Consider the following 12974-nt stretch of genomic DNA (forward strand, 5'->3'; position numbering starts at 1 on the left):
GTCGGGGGAGAGCGGCGGAGCCGGCACCACCGGGCGGGCCGGCTCCGCCACCCGGCCGATCACTGCGGCGCGATGTCGATCCGCAGCGCGATGAGGGTGCGGGCGCCGGTGCCGTCTCCGGTGAAGGCGGCGAACCCCCGCGCCTTGGTGAAGGTCACGGTGAACCGCGGTCCGGTCTCGAAGGTCGTCGCGGTGGCGCTGTTCTGTGCCCGGGTCGACGCGAGGGCGCGGGCGGTGGTGCGGAAGGAGTAGGGGGTGCCGTCCGGGTCGGCGGCCGAGTGGAAGACGTCGGTGTTGGCCGGCACCGGGGTGGTGGCGGCGGGGACCAGGGGTTGCTTGCCCGGGTGGACGCGCGCTGTCCACGTGCGGGCGTCGTACCGGTCCCCGTCGGTGAGGTAGCTGTACCGGGCCCGGCGCAGCGACCAGCCGTTCGCGGAGTCGTGTGCGCGGGCGTCCCGCAGGTCGAGGACGGCGACGCCGTTGGGGCCGAGGACCGTCATGTGCTCGCTGGCGCTGCCGGGCCGGTCGACGATCAGGGCGGTGTTCTCCTCGAGGGCGTAGACGCGGTCGTGGCCGGTGTCGGAGGCGAGGCGCAGCGCCCGGCCTTCGCGTCCGTAGGCGCCGGTGTGGGTGTCGACGAGTCCGGAGCGGAGGAAGCCGAATCCGCCCCGGGGGAGGTATCCGAGGCGGGTCGGGTCGTCGAAGTAGCCGGGGGCGCTGCCGTCCCGGAGCCCCTCGTACGATTCGCCGCCGGTGACCATGTCGGGGCCGGAGGCGATCTGGGCGCCCGCGGAGGATCCGGACACCACGGCCCCGCGGGCGAGCTTGGCGCGGATGGCGGCGAGGACCTTGGAGTCCTTGTGCCGGTCTCCGCGCAGGAGGGTGGTGACGTAGCGGTACTGGTCGCCTCCTCCGAAGAAGAAGCCGGTCATGGACTCGACCTGTGCGACGACGGCGTCCGAGTCGGCGTTGGCCACGTGGTCGGTGTCGAGGGGGATCCACTGGGCGTCGGCGGCGCCATGGCGCTTGAAGAGATCGGCGTAATAGGCGCCGTTGCAGGCGGAGTTGCTGCACAGGGCGGGATCGCCGGCGTGGGGGTCCTGGCTTTCCGGCACGGAGGCTGCGGTGATGACGCCGATGCGGGCCCGCGGGCCGCCTGCCCGTTCGATGATCTCGCCGTAGACCTGGGTGTTGCTCTCCTTGAGTGCTCCGCCGATCAGCACGAGGGATCCGGTCGGGTGCCGGTCCGGCCGGGCGTCGGCGCTCGCGGGAGCGGCCGCGGTGAGGAGGGCCACGACGAGGGCGCCGGCGAGGACGGTGCGGCGGGCTGGAGCGGAAGGTACGCGCATGATGCCTCCGAAGGCGGGAGAGGGGGTCGATGAGCCCGCGTGTCCGGCGTGCGGCGCGGACGCGGGTCGAGCAGGCGGGGTCGCCGAGTCCGCCGGCGGAGGGAAGTGGTCCTTCCCTCCGCCGGCGCGTCGATGCCGTTCAGGTGCTGCTGTCGCCGAGGGAGACGATCAGGTCGGCGAGCAGGGCGACGCGCTGGGGGACGCTGGTGGTGTCGAGCCACTCCTGGGGCGTGTGGTCCGCGCCTCCGACGGGGCCCAGGCCGTCCAGGACCGGAATTCCGGTTCCGGCGATGAGGTTGGCGTCTCCGACTCCGCCGGTCGCCGCGGCGCCGAGCTCGATCCCGGCCGCGTGCGCGGCGCGGCGCGCGTGGTCGAGCATGCGCCGGGAGGCGGGGGTGTCCTCCATCGGCGGGCACAGGTCGAGCTGTTCGACCTGCACGGTGACGCCCGGGACGCTCGGGTGGTCGGCGGCTTCCTGGATGGCCCGGGTCACGCGCCGGATGTCCGCCGTCGTGGCGGCGCGGACCTCGATGCGGAGCTCGGCGTCGGGGCAGACGATGTTGGCGCGGGTGCCGGCCCGGACCACTCCGACGTTGACCGTCACGTCGTCCCAGTGGCCGTTGAGGGCCTGGAGGGCGACGGTCAGGTGGGCGGCGGCGAGGGCGGCGTTGGCGCCGCGCTCCGGTTCGATGCCGGCGTGCGCGGCCCGGCCGGTGACCGTGAGGCGGAAGTCCGCGACGCCCTTGCGGGCGATGACGAGGTCTCCGTTCTCCCGGGCGCATTCGAGGCCGAGGCCGTAGTGCGCGGTCCTGGCGGTGCTCTCGATCAGGGGGCGGCTGGCCGGGGAGCCGATCTCCTCGTCGGGGGTGGCGAGGAAGACCAGCTCGGCGTAGGCGTCCGCGCCGCACTCCCCGAGGATCTCCAGGGCGGTGAGGCCCGCGAGCAGACCGCCCTTGTCGTCGCTGACCCCGGGGCCGTACGCGGTGGAGCCGTCGACGCGGAAGGGGCGGGCGGCGGCGGTGCCGTCCTCGAAGACGGTGTCCATGTGGGCGGCGAGGAGGATCCTGCGGCCTCCTTCCGCCTCGGGAAGGCCGCCGCGCCTGCGGCCGACGAGGGCGTCGCCGGTCCGGTGCCCGTCCGCGGAGGCCGGGAAGCGGACGCGTTCGACGTCGAACCCGATCCGTTCCAGACGCCGTTCGACCCAGTCGGCCACCTCGTCGACGCCTTCGGCGCTGTAGGAGCCGGAGTCGATGGAGACGAGCTCCTCCAGGTCGCGCAGGTAGTCGGGGCGGCGGGCACGGGCCAGGTCGAGGAAGTGTCCGAGCCGGTCCTGCCGGCGGGCGGGGGCGCTCACAGGACCTTGGACAGGAAGGCGCGGGTGCGCTCCTGCTCCGGGTCGACGAGCACCCTGCGGGGGTCCCCCGCTTCCACGACGACGCCCTCGTCCATGAAGACGGCGGTGTCGCCGACCTCGCGGGCGAAGCCGATCTCGTGGGTGACGACGACCATGGTCATGCCGTCGGCCGCGAGCTGCCGCATCACGTCCAGGACGTCCCCGACGAGTTCGGGGTCGAGGGCGGAGGTCGGCTCGTCGAAGAGCATCAGCTTGGGCCTCATGGCGAGCGCGCGGGCGATCGCCACGCGCTGCTGCTGGCCGCCGGACAGCTGGGCGGGGTAGTGGTGGGCGCGGTCGCCCAGTCCGACGCGTGTCAACAGTTCCTGCGCCTGCTCACGGGCTTCGGCCTTGGGGACCGACCCGACCTTCACGGGGGCTTCCATGACGTTCTCGACGGCGGTCATGTGCGGGAACAGGTTGAACCGCTGGAAGACCATGCCGATGTCGCGGCGGCGTTCGGCGACCTCGCGTTCGCGCAGCTCGTGGAGCTTGTCGCCCTGCCGGCGGTAGCCGACGAGCTGTCCGTCTACGGCGAGCCGGCCGCCGTCGATCCTCTCCAGGTGGTTGATGCAGCGCAGGAACGTGGACTTGCCCGAGCCGGAGGGGCCCAGCAGGCAGCAGACCTGGCCGCGCTCCACGGTGAGGTCGATGCCCTTGAGGACCTCCAGTTTCCCGAAGTGCTTGCGGACGCCTTCGGCGCGCACCATGGGGGTGCTCATCGGTTCTGCTCCTTGCTGTTCTTGCCGAGCCGTTCCATGGTTCCGCCGAGGAGGCGCCGGAGCGGGGAGACGTGTGCGGCGCGGGTGGTGCCGCGTCCGTAACGTCGTTCCAGCCATGCCTGGGGCACGCTGAGGAGGGTGACGAGGGCCAGGTACCAGATGCTGGCGACGACCAGCATGGGGATGACCTGGTAGTTCTGGGCGTAGACGTCCTGGATGTTGGACATCAGGTCGTGGGCGGAGATGACGGAGACCAGTGCCGTCATCTTGAGCATGTTGATGGTCTCGTTGCCCATCGGCGGGATGATCACGCGCATGGCCTGGGGCAGCACGATCCGGCGCATGGTGAGCGCGGGCCGCATGCCGAGCGAGTGCGCGGCCTCGGCCTGGCCGGGGTCGACGGACTGGATGCCGGCGCGGACGATCTCGGAGGCGTAGGCGGCCTCGTTGAGGCCCAGGGCGAGCAGGGCCGCGATCGCCGGGGTCAGCAGGCTGTTGGTCTCGGCCTGGAAGAACGTGACGTCGGTGAAGGGGATCCCGATCTTCACGTACTTGTAGAGCGCCGCGGCGTAGCCCCAGAAGATGATCTGGACGAGCAGCGGGGTGCCGCGGAAGACCCAGACGAACGCGTTGGCCAGGCCGTACAGCACGGGGCTGGACGAGAGCCGCATGACGGCGATCAGCGTGCCGAGCGCCAGGCCGAGGAGCATGGCGGCGGCCGTCAGCCAGAGCGTGGTGGCCAGCCCGTCGAAGATGAGGTCGGCGAAGAGGTACTCGCCGACCACGTCCCAGTGGAGGTTGTCGTTCTTGGCGAGGGAGCCGACCAGTCCGACGAGGGCGAGGACCGAGGCGACGGCCGCGATCCAGCGCGCGTAGTTGCGGACGGGGACGATGTCGAGTTCCCCGGCGGGAAGCTGGTCCGTGGCGGTGCTGCTCTGCGGGACCTTGGTCGTGCCGGCCATCTTCAGTCCACCGCCGCGTTCTTGGTGGCTTCCTTCACCGCGATCGACGTGACGCCGTACTCCTCGTAGATCTTGACCACGGTGCCGTCGTCGATCAGGGACTGCAGCGCCTTCTGGATGGCGTCCGTCAGCTCGGGCAGCTGCTTGCTGACCGCGATGCCGTTGGGCGAGGCGTTGTAGCCGCCCGGGGCGGCGGGGTCCTCGACGAGGTCGAAGGCCTTGCCGCCGTCGGCCGTCTTGGCGACCCAGCCGGCGGCGGGCTTGGTCAGCACCTGGGCGACGACCTTGCCGGAGCGCAGCGCGAGCTGGGCGTCGGAGTCCTTGGGGAAGGTCTGGATGTCCACCTTCCCCTTGCCCGTCTTGGCGCAGGCGTCCTGGTGGGACTTCAGCAGGTCGAGCTGGTTGGTCGCGGCCTGGACGGCGACCTTCCGCCCGCACAGGTCGTCGAGGGTGGTGATCTTCGCCGGGTTGCCGTCGCCGACGAGGATGCCGGAGCCGGACTGGGAGTAGTCGACGAAGTCGACGACCTTCTGCCGCTCCTTGTTGTCGGTGATGGCGGACATCGCCACGTCGAACTTGCCGGCCTGGAGGGCCGGGACGATCCCGTCGAACTTCTGCGGGGCGAAGGCGAAGGTCACGCCCAGCTTGGCGCCGAGCGCCTGGCCGAGGTCGTAGTCCAGCCCGGTCAGCTCGGTCCCGCCCTCCTTCACGTACATCTCGAAGGGCGGGTACGGGACGTCCGTCGCGACGCGCACCTCGCCGGCCTTCTTGATCTTCTCGGGGAGCAGGTCGTGCAGCTTCTGGTCCTTGACGACCTCCACGCCGGCGACGACGGCCTTGCCGGACGGGGCGGCGGCGTCGTCGCCTCCGCAGGCGGACAGGGAGGCGAGCATGATCGCCGCGGCAGCGGCGGCCGCTGCGGGGCGTGCGATACGAGCGTTCATCGCGTGGAACCTCTCGGTGATTTTCTGCCGACGGATTCTGGCCGCCCGGCACAGCAAAGAAGTTACATATAGGCACGCCCATTGACTAGATGTAAGTCTCATTACGTTCACGTAACACACCCTCGTCCATCTCGAACGTGGTTGTTTTGGGCGTTTTAGCAGGACATTTCAAGAGACTGGAAGATCGATGCGAGCTGAAACAGCCTTACATCTTCCTACGGCTTCTCGTTACTTGTATGTTCCGCTACCAACCGCCACCCCCTCGGTGGGTCGCTGCGGAATCGATCAATCCCTTCTTCTTGGAGCGCAGATGCCACTCCGTTCACCCAGGTTCGCTTCGGCGGCAGTCGTACTCACCGCGATGGCCTCGGCCCTGATCGCGCATCAGCCCGCTCACGCGGCGGCCGACAGGATCAGACTGGGCAACACGGCCGACGCCAGCAGGAGCGCGTGGAACGGCCCGGCCTTCACCATGAACGGCGCCGGCGGCATCGTCGCGGCCTCGATGACACGGGCCATCGACGACATCCGCGGCGGGACCGGAGCACTCGACGTCGTCGTCCTGGCGGGCTCGGCGCCGACCTCGGGGAGCAAGACCCCCGAGTGCGACACGATCACCGGACTCGCCGGGGTCAACTCCTGTACGACGTGGACGCTCACGACGGCCGGCGACGGCAACAACAGCCAGGTCAACACCGACGTCCGCAACGCCGAGTTCGTCTACTTCGCCGGCGGCGACCAGTGCCGCTACACCGCCTGGAAGGGGACCGCGCTGGAGGCCTCCGTCGAGTCGGTCGTGGCCAAGGGCGGCGGCTCCGGCGGCGGCAGCGCGGGGCACCACGTCAACAGTCCGATCGTCTACGACGCCTGCAACGGCAGCGTCACCAGCGCCGAGGCGCTCGCCAACCCCTACGACCGCTACATCAGCTTCACCACGGGCATGTTCGAGTGGGCGAACTACGGTTCCGTCATCAACGACTCGCACTTCGTGACCCGCGACCGCATGGGCCGCACGATGTCCTTCCTCGCCCGCGCGGTGAAGGACGGCCTCGCACCGGGAGGCGCCGCCTGGGGCGTCGGCGTGGAGGAGGGCGGCGGCTCGCTGTACCTCGACCGCAACGGCACGGCGACCCAGTACGGCAAGGACGCCTACGTCGTCCTCGCCGACCACCAGCCGGAGCAGGCCGTCGACCGCAAGCCGCTGACCTACTCGGGCTTCAAGATCTGGCGCCTGACGCCCGGTTCGACCTTCGACTTCAAGAACCGCCCCACCTGCGGCTACTACCTCCGCAGCGTCACCAACGGCGTCGCCGACCCCAACCTCTACAGCGGCACTCCGGTGACCGACTGCGGCGCCCAGGGGGGCGGGGGCGCGCTCGCCGAGAGCGAGCCGAACGACACCCGCGACACGGCCGACGACGCCACCGCCCTCCCCTCCCCCGGCACCCTCACCGGCAGCATGCAGTCGACCGCCGACCGCGACTACTTCAAGCTGACCCTGTCCTCGGGCCAGAAGGCCTCCGTGAACTGTGCCGTCCCGTCCGCCTACGACGCCGACCTGTACTGGCTCGACACGAACGGCAGCACCCTGACCCGCTCCGTCAACAACGGCGCCGGCACCGACGAGTCCCTGTCCTTCACCAGGACCGCCTCCGGAACCGGCACCTACTACCTCGACATGGAGGCCTACAGCGGATCCGGAACCGCGTCCTACAGCTGCACCGTGACGAAGAGCTGATCCGGCCCGCATGACGGGTGACCGGACCCCGCGGTCCGGTCACCCCCTTTCCAGGGACCCGGCACCTCCGGACGACCCGCGAACGCCCCGCGCGCGGCCCGGCACCTCCCCACGACCCGCGCGCGGCCCCGGCGGCTCAACTCGGCCGAGCGAGCCTCCGCGGGTCCAGCAGGAAGGCGAGCTCCTCCTCGGGGACCAGCCCCTCGCGAGCCGCGAGCTCCCGGACGGGAACGCCGGTCGCCTGGCACTGGCGAGCCAGCGCCGTGGCCCGCTGGTAGCCGATGACGGGGTTGAGGGCGGTGGCGAGGCCCGAACTGTTCTCCACCAGAACCAGCAGGTGCTCCTCGTCGGCCTCGATGCCCGCGACACAGCGCTCGGCGAGGAGCACGCAGGCGGCCTCCAGCCGGTTGGCCGAGTTGAGCAGGTGGTGGACGATCAAGGGCTCGAAGGCGTTCAGCTGCAGCTGTCCCGCCTGCGCCGCCGCGCAGACGGCGGCGTCCGCCCCGACGACGTCGAAGCAGACCTGGTTGACCGCCTCGGGCATCACGGGATTGACCTTGCCCGGCATGATGCTCGACCCGGCCTGGAGCTCCGGCAGCCTGATCTCGCCCAGTCCCGCGCGCGGGCCCGAGGCCAGGAGCCTGAGGTCGTTGCAGATCTTCGAGAGGCGCAGCGCGAACTGCCGCATGGCACCGGAGAGCCGGATGAACCCGCCCACTCCCTGCGTGCTCTCCACCCGGTCGCGGGCGTGCCTGACCGGTGCGGACGAGACGGCGGCGAGGTGGGTCACGGCCAGCGCCGCGAACCCGGCATCGGCGTTGAGGCCCGTGCCGATGGCCGTTCCCCCCAGGTTGACCTCCAGCAGGTCCTCGGAGGCCAGGCGGACGAGCTCTGCGTCGTCGCGCACGGTGAGGGCGAACGCGTCGAACTCCTGGCCCAGCGTCATGGGCACCGCGTCCTGCAACTGGGTGCGGCCGAGCTTGACGGTCTTCGCGAAGACCCCGCCCCGTTCGGCGAAGGCGTTGCGCAGCGCGGACATCGCGTCCGACAGCCGCCCGGCGGCGGCGTACAGGGCGAGCTTGGCCGCCGTGGGGTACACGTCGTTCGTGCTCTGGGACCGGTTCACGTCGTCGTGGGGATGGAGATGTGCGTAGCTTCCCCGCGCGTGTCCGAGGAGTTCGAGCGCACGGTTGGCGATGACCTCGTTGGCGTTCATGTTCGCCGACGTGCCCGCCCCGCCCTGGAAGACGTCCACGACGAACTGGTCGTGGAGGCGACCGCCGCGGATCTCCCGGCATGCGCCGACGATCGCCCCGGCTTTCTCCTCGGGAAGCGTCCCCAGTTCCCGATGGGCGAGCGCGGCCGCCTCCTTCACCGCCGCGAGGGCGACGACGAGTTCGGGGTGCGACGAGAGCGGGATCCCGGTGAGCGGGAAGTTCTCCACCGCCCGCAGCGTGTGGATGCCCCAGTACACCTCGGCCCCCACCTCCCTCCCGCCTATCAGGTCGTGCTCCTCGCGCTGCATAGCGGCCCCTTCGCCCTTGAAGATCGGTTCTTTCCGAACCCATGGAAGTATCGTCCATTACAACAACGGCTTGCAAGGCGTATTTAGAATCACCTATTACTCAACTGGCCGACGGGGGCACCACCGGCCCACGACGCGGTCCTCCCGCCGGACCTCGGCTCCTCCCACGACATCCACGGGCCCGACACCGCAGCCGTCCCTCCCTTCGGCCTCGTCCGGATTTCGCCTGCGAGGTGACCCCGCGCGAGGGTGCTCACGGAGTCCCTCCGACCTCGGCGACGACCCCGCGGCACCCGGCGGCGTCGGCGGCGTCGCCCCCCCGGGGGACGAGGGCTGCGGCAGGGCAGAGAGCAACAGCGGTCGCGGCGGGGACCCCTGTGTGTCCGGTCGAGGTCGAGGGCCGAGCAGGGGTTCGGTCTGCCGCACGGTCGACTCAACCCGGACGGCCCATCGTCAGACCTCTCGAAGGCCTTCGTGGGGTCACCACGGCAAGCCATGGAGGCCGGGCGCACACGACCGTCCCGGATCGCCTGTCGCCGAGCCCGCCGGACAGCCGAACGGAACGCGTGATGCCCCCGGCAGGAAACCCCGGCTGAGGGCATCACCCGTTCACGGGCCGGGCCAGGCCGCCTCCACCACCGCCTCGGACTCAAGGGGCAGGTCGAGCTCCGTCTTCGTCGTGAAGACGCCATCCATCAGCGACCTCAACCGCTCAGGGGCGTCGGGCATCACGTGCGCGTAGGCCTGATGGGCGATCTTCGGGCATCGGTCTGCTTCGGACGGCCGGCGCGGCCGTGGCGCTCCTCGGTGCCGCGCTCGGCACAGCGGCCGTCGCCGCACATGTCCGACTCGTCCCGCGCGCACGCGCCGCACGGTTCGGGATCCGGCCGGCACACCACGCCCACCACCAGGTCCCCGGCCCCGAACCCGCTGCCCGGCACAGCTTCGCGGACCCGGCCCGACGGCCGGTGCCCCAGGACGCGGCGGCCCTCCCCGAGCGGCGCCCACCCGTACTCACCGGCCGCGCTCTCCCTGCCCGTGCCGCAGACCTCCGCAGCCGGTCCGCCCACCGGCGGCTCGTCTTCGCCGCGTACCGGACGGGGATCGCACGTGGTCCCCTGCGTGGTGGGGTTCCTGGGTGACGCGCGCAGTCGGCCCTCCGGCAGTGGTGGGTACGCCGTGCGGGTCCGCCGGGGCCGAGGCGGCGGTGGTGGGTGCCGGCGACGGGGTCCCGTCGCCGCGCTCGACGAGGGTGGGCGAGGCCGCGGCGGTCTTGAACACCGGCTGCTTGGACGCGGGGGGCCCATTCGGTGATCGTGGTCTCGTTGGCCGCACGTCCCGGAACGCCGGGTTCCGGGCCGGAGCCGGCGGGGGTGTCCCCGTACCCGTAGCGGAAGGGCACGAAGAGCGCCCCCGGCCGCAGACCGGTGACGCGCAGCCGCCCCCGCAGGGCGCCGCGAGGGGTGTGGACCTCGACCGGGTCCCCTTCCCGCAGGTCGGTCCGTTCCGCGTCCTGCACCGAGACCTCCACCCACACGTCGGGGGCCGCCGCGTTCAGCTGGGGCGCGCGGCCGGTCTTGGTGCGGGTGTGGAAGTGGTGGACGCTCCGGCTCGTGGTCAGCTGGAAGGGGTACTCCTCGCTCGGCTCTTCGTGCGGGGGCAGATAGGCGGCGGCCTTGGGCATGGCCTTGCCGTCGGGGTCGAGGGAGCGGTACTCCACCGCGCTGTCCGCCGCGCCGGTCACCAGGTCCTCGGCAAGGTGGGTGTCCACCCGGGCGCACCAGGGCTCGTGGCGTCCGTGCGGTACGCGACCGCCCCGGGGAGACGACTACTTCGTGAAGTTCCAGGCGTCGTGGGCGTCGGTCAACAGGTCCAGTTCCGCGCCGGGGACGGTGAGCCGCACCGTTCCCGGTTCGCCGAGCCGGTCGGGCGGCTCGTGGCCGGCCACGGCGGACCAGGGCACCCAGCGGGCGTCGCGAGCGGCTCGGCGGGCCAGACGCGCCAGGGGCCACGGTCCGTCGACGGGCCGGTGGTCGTAGGCGATCAGCCGGCCGCGGGCACGGGTGGCCACGACGAGGCCCTCGACCTTCAGGAGGGTGCCCGTCGGATCGCCGTCCGGAGCCGGGTGCTCGCGCAGCCGTACGTCGCTGACGTGTCCGACCTCCTGGCCGTCGCGGTCGTCGACGAGGGCTCCCATCAGGTCAGCCAGACGCATGACCGGCTCCCGGAAGCCGTCCGACGACGTTCTCGCGCATCCAGTCCTCCAGCGCGTGCACCTCGATGTTCTCCTCCGGCAGGTCGACGCGGACCACCGCCCCGATGCCGCTGACGCGGCCGAAGTCCAGCCGGGCCGGACCCTCGCCCTCGCCGACGCTCAGGCGCCGCTGCACCGCAGCGAGCCACCGGGCCGCCTTTCCGCCCAGTCGCGGCGCGAGCGCGGCCGGCCCGACGAGCACGGCGGTGACCCGAGGGGGGCCGCCGGGGTCCGGTTCCAGTTCCAGGTCGTCGACCTTGCACACCGGCCGGTCGTGTCCGTCGACGACCTGCCGGTCCAGGAGGTGGAAGCGGGCACTGTACGCGCGCCCCGCCCACCGCTCTTCCGGGCCGGGCCGGGTCTTCCCGCGTCCGTCCGCTTCTTCGTCCGGCATCACAGGCCCGCCTTTGTCGCGATCATCAAGGGAATGGCGGCCACCGCCGCCGTCAGGACGACGACGAGGTACAGGCCGCCCATGAGGTTGGCGAACCTGCCGTTCCTCGCCTCTCCCATGTACTCGGGGTCGTTGGCCACCACGAGGATGGGCAGATAGGTCAGCGGCAGCGCGACCGCCGCGAAGACCAGCGAGTACTCGGTCACCATGACGGGGTCGACCCCGGTGAGGACCAGCATCATGCCCGCCACCAGGGCCACGATCACCACGGCGTGGAACCGCGACGCCGTCCGGGGGGCGGTCGTCTTCCCCCAGGTCCAGCCGAAGTACTGCGCCACCGTGTAACCCGAGGACAGCGCCGTCTCCAGAGCCGCGCCGAACGTGGCCGCGAACACACCGATCAGGACGAGGCCCAGCCCGAGCTTCCCCAGGGCGTAGCCCACCGGGAGGACCACCTGGGACAGGTGGTCCACCGCGATCCCCGCCGGGTGCAGCAGCAGCGCCGCCGTCGCCATGATCGACAGGGCGAGGAGGCCGCCGAGGGGGAAACCGAGGAAGACGTTGCCCGGGCCGTGACCAGGTCCTTCCGCTTCCACTTCTCCTCGATGCCGCCGGAGGAGAAGAAGAACACCTCGTACGGGGTCATGGCGCTCGCGAACAGCGCGATGGCGTAGTAGAAGTACGTCGGCAGGCCCTCCCCGTGGGGGACCTCGGGGTGCGTGATCCGTTCGAGGACGGAGCCCCAGGACGGGTCGAGCCGGAAGACGGCGACCACGAAGACCACGAGAGCGAGGCCGGCCAGGCCGAAGACCCGTTCCATGGTCTCGAACCGGGTCCGCCAGATCACCAGCCAGACCGCGAGACCCACCAGCGGGACCCACAGCAGGTGGGCCACGGAGCTGATCAGCTCGATCGCGAGCGCCACACCCGCGAGTTCCGCCGCCAGGGTCAGTCCCGTGACCAAGAGCGAGCCCACCAGGTTGGCCAGCGCCGTCCGCGGCCCCAGGCGCTCCCGGACCAGGTCGAAGGTGGGGCGCCCGGCGACGGCGGCGACCCGGCCCGCCATCTCCGCGTACACGCAGATGCCGACCACGCCGACGAGGAGCACCCAGACGAGCGAGAAGCCGAACCGGGCGCCCACGAGGGAGGAGGCGACGAGGTCGCCGATGTCCACGAAGCCGCCGATGGCGGTAAGGATGCCGAGGGTGAAGGCCAGGAGGCGCTTCACGACGACATCTCCTCCTCGAACCCCTCCAGCCGCTCAGCCGCCTGGCGCAGTTGCCCGGTGTGCTCAGCCAGTTCGCGCACCTCGCCGCGGCGGGCCCCGATCCGTACCTCCGCCAGTGCGTCCGCCGCGTCGTCGAGGAGGGTGCCGAGGCGTTCGCGCACGGTGTCGGCCGCCTCGCCCGGCGGCTGCCGGGACTCGAACGTCGCCTGGGCGGCGAGGAGGTCGGTCTCCGCCTCGCCGAGCAGCACCGACGCGTACGGGCCGGTCAGTCGGCCCCTTCCGGCCGCCTCCACCGCGAGCCGGGCCGTGGACACCGCGGAAGCCGCGGCCTCCGCGGTGTTGGCAGCCTTGTGCCGGTAGTCCTCGTCCGAACGGGAGGACCCCGCGCACCCGGACGCCACCGCTCCGACCACGAGCGTCACCAGGACGGTCCTGCACCAGTCGCGCCGCTCTCCGCGCATCCGG

At 71.5% G+C, this 12974-nt stretch carries 12 protein-coding genes and 1 pseudogene; 1 reads left to right on the top strand and 12 read right to left on the bottom strand.

Going from position 1 to position 12974, the window contains the following annotated elements:
* Nucleotides 1-59: 59 nt before the first annotated feature.
* The 5 genes from IE326_RS24185 to IE326_RS24205 form a co-directional block, all read right to left on the bottom strand.
* Entirely contained in the window at nt 60-1349 is a 1290-nt protein-coding gene (locus IE326_RS24185) for a cyanophycinase (protein WP_190042979.1), read from the bottom strand.
* Between the two features lie 139 nt (nt 1350-1488).
* Nucleotides 1489-2703 carry a M20 family metallopeptidase gene (locus IE326_RS24190; RefSeq protein WP_150226820.1) on the bottom strand — a complete coding sequence of 405 codons (1215 nt, stop codon included), beginning with the start codon at nt 2701-2703 and terminating at the stop codon, nt 1489-1491.
* Entirely contained in the window at nt 2700-3464 is a 765-nt protein-coding gene (locus IE326_RS24195) for an amino acid ABC transporter ATP-binding protein (RefSeq protein ID WP_150226821.1), read from the bottom strand. The genes IE326_RS24190 and IE326_RS24195 overlap by 4 nt, the downstream gene beginning before the upstream one ends.
* Nucleotides 3461-4426: an amino acid ABC transporter permease gene (locus tag IE326_RS24200; RefSeq protein ID WP_150226822.1), complete on the bottom strand. Its 966-nt coding sequence runs from the start codon at nt 4424-4426 to the stop codon at nt 3461-3463. Before IE326_RS24200 ends, IE326_RS24195 begins: the two co-directional genes overlap by 4 nt.
* A gap of 2 nt (nt 4427-4428) precedes the next feature.
* Nucleotides 4429-5370, bottom strand: a complete 942-nt coding sequence (locus IE326_RS24205; protein ID WP_190042980.1) for an ABC transporter substrate-binding protein — start codon at nt 5368-5370, stop codon at nt 4429-4431.
* 361 nt (nt 5371-5731) lie between these two features.
* On the opposite strand from IE326_RS24205, the gene IE326_RS24210 reads away from it, so the two are divergent.
* Nucleotides 5732-7108: a pre-peptidase C-terminal domain-containing protein gene (locus IE326_RS24210; protein WP_229915595.1), complete on the top strand. Its 1377-nt coding sequence runs from the start codon at nt 5732-5734 to the stop codon at nt 7106-7108.
* A 136-nt stretch (nt 7109-7244) separates the two neighbouring features.
* Here the strand turns inward: IE326_RS24210 and IE326_RS24215 are convergent, their stop codons facing one another.
* The 7 genes and pseudogenes from IE326_RS24215 to IE326_RS24240 form a co-directional block, all read right to left on the bottom strand.
* Nucleotides 7245-8633 carry an aspartate ammonia-lyase gene (locus IE326_RS24215; RefSeq protein ID WP_190042981.1) on the bottom strand — a complete coding sequence of 463 codons (1389 nt, stop codon included), beginning with the start codon at nt 8631-8633 and terminating at the stop codon, nt 7245-7247.
* Between the two features lie 1134 nt (nt 8634-9767).
* Nucleotides 9768-10386, bottom strand: a pseudogene (locus IE326_RS24220) (molybdopterin dinucleotide binding domain-containing protein); the annotation flags it as partial.
* 75 nt (nt 10387-10461) lie between these two features.
* Nucleotides 10462-10848, bottom strand: coding sequence for a hypothetical protein (locus IE326_RS24225; protein ID WP_190042982.1), 387 nt, complete (start codon nt 10846-10848; stop codon nt 10462-10464).
* The gene (locus IE326_RS24230; protein ID WP_190042983.1) at nt 10835-11281 is read right to left on the bottom strand and encodes a hypothetical protein; all 447 of its coding nucleotides are present in this window, start codon (nt 11279-11281) and stop codon (nt 10835-10837) included. Before IE326_RS24230 ends, IE326_RS24225 begins: the two co-directional genes overlap by 14 nt.
* Nucleotides 11281-11796, bottom strand: a complete 516-nt coding sequence (locus IE326_RS41565; RefSeq protein ID WP_268983036.1) for a divalent metal cation transporter — start codon at nt 11794-11796, stop codon at nt 11281-11283. The genes IE326_RS24230 and IE326_RS41565 overlap by 1 nt, the downstream gene beginning before the upstream one ends.
* A complete protein-coding gene (locus IE326_RS41570; RefSeq protein ID WP_268983037.1) occupies nt 11682-12509 on the bottom strand; it encodes a divalent metal cation transporter in 828 nt (275 codons plus the stop codon). Before IE326_RS41570 ends, IE326_RS41565 begins: the two co-directional genes overlap by 115 nt.
* Nucleotides 12506-12970, bottom strand: a complete 465-nt coding sequence (locus IE326_RS24240) for a hypothetical protein (RefSeq protein WP_150226828.1) — start codon at nt 12968-12970, stop codon at nt 12506-12508. The genes IE326_RS41570 and IE326_RS24240 overlap by 4 nt, the downstream gene beginning before the upstream one ends.
* Nucleotides 12971-12974 lie beyond the last annotated feature (4 nt).

The sequence above is a fragment of the Streptomyces filamentosus genome, from assembly GCF_014654895.1.
GTDB lineage: Bacteria > Actinomycetota > Actinomycetes > Streptomycetales > Streptomycetaceae > Streptomyces > Streptomyces filamentosus.

What these genes read in the sequence shown, in the direction of transcription:
- IE326_RS24185 (WP_190042979.1), bottom strand. Translation starts at nt 1,349, where the DNA reads ATGCGCGTACCTTCCGCTCCAGCCCGCCGCACCGTCCTCGCCGGCGCC.
- IE326_RS24195 (WP_150226821.1), bottom strand. Translation starts at nt 3,464, where the DNA reads ATGAGCACCCCCATGGTGCGCGCCGAAGGCGTCCGCAAGCACTTCGGG.
- IE326_RS24200 (WP_150226822.1), bottom strand. Translation starts at nt 4,426, where the DNA reads ATGGCCGGCACGACCAAGGTCCCGCAGAGCAGCACCGCCACGGACCAG.
- IE326_RS24205 (WP_190042980.1), bottom strand. Translation starts at nt 5,370, where the DNA reads ATGAACGCTCGTATCGCACGCCCCGCAGCGGCCGCCGCTGCCGCGGCG.
- IE326_RS24210 (WP_229915595.1), top strand. Translation starts at nt 5,732, where the DNA reads ATGGCCTCGGCCCTGATCGCGCATCAGCCCGCTCACGCGGCGGCCGAC.
- IE326_RS24215 (WP_190042981.1), bottom strand. Translation starts at nt 8,633, where the DNA reads ATGCAGCGCGAGGAGCACGACCTGATAGGCGGGAGGGAGGTGGGGGCC.
- IE326_RS24225 (WP_190042982.1), bottom strand. Translation starts at nt 10,848, where the DNA reads ATGCGTCTGGCTGACCTGATGGGAGCCCTCGTCGACGACCGCGACGGC.
- IE326_RS24230 (WP_190042983.1), bottom strand. Translation starts at nt 11,281, where the DNA reads ATGCCGGACGAAGAAGCGGACGGACGCGGGAAGACCCGGCCCGGCCCG.
- IE326_RS41565 (WP_268983036.1), bottom strand. Translation starts at nt 11,796, where the DNA reads ATGGCGACGGCGGCGCTGCTGCTGCACCCGGCGGGGATCGCGGTGGAC.
- IE326_RS24240 (WP_150226828.1), bottom strand. Translation starts at nt 12,970, where the DNA reads ATGCGCGGAGAGCGGCGCGACTGGTGCAGGACCGTCCTGGTGACGCTC.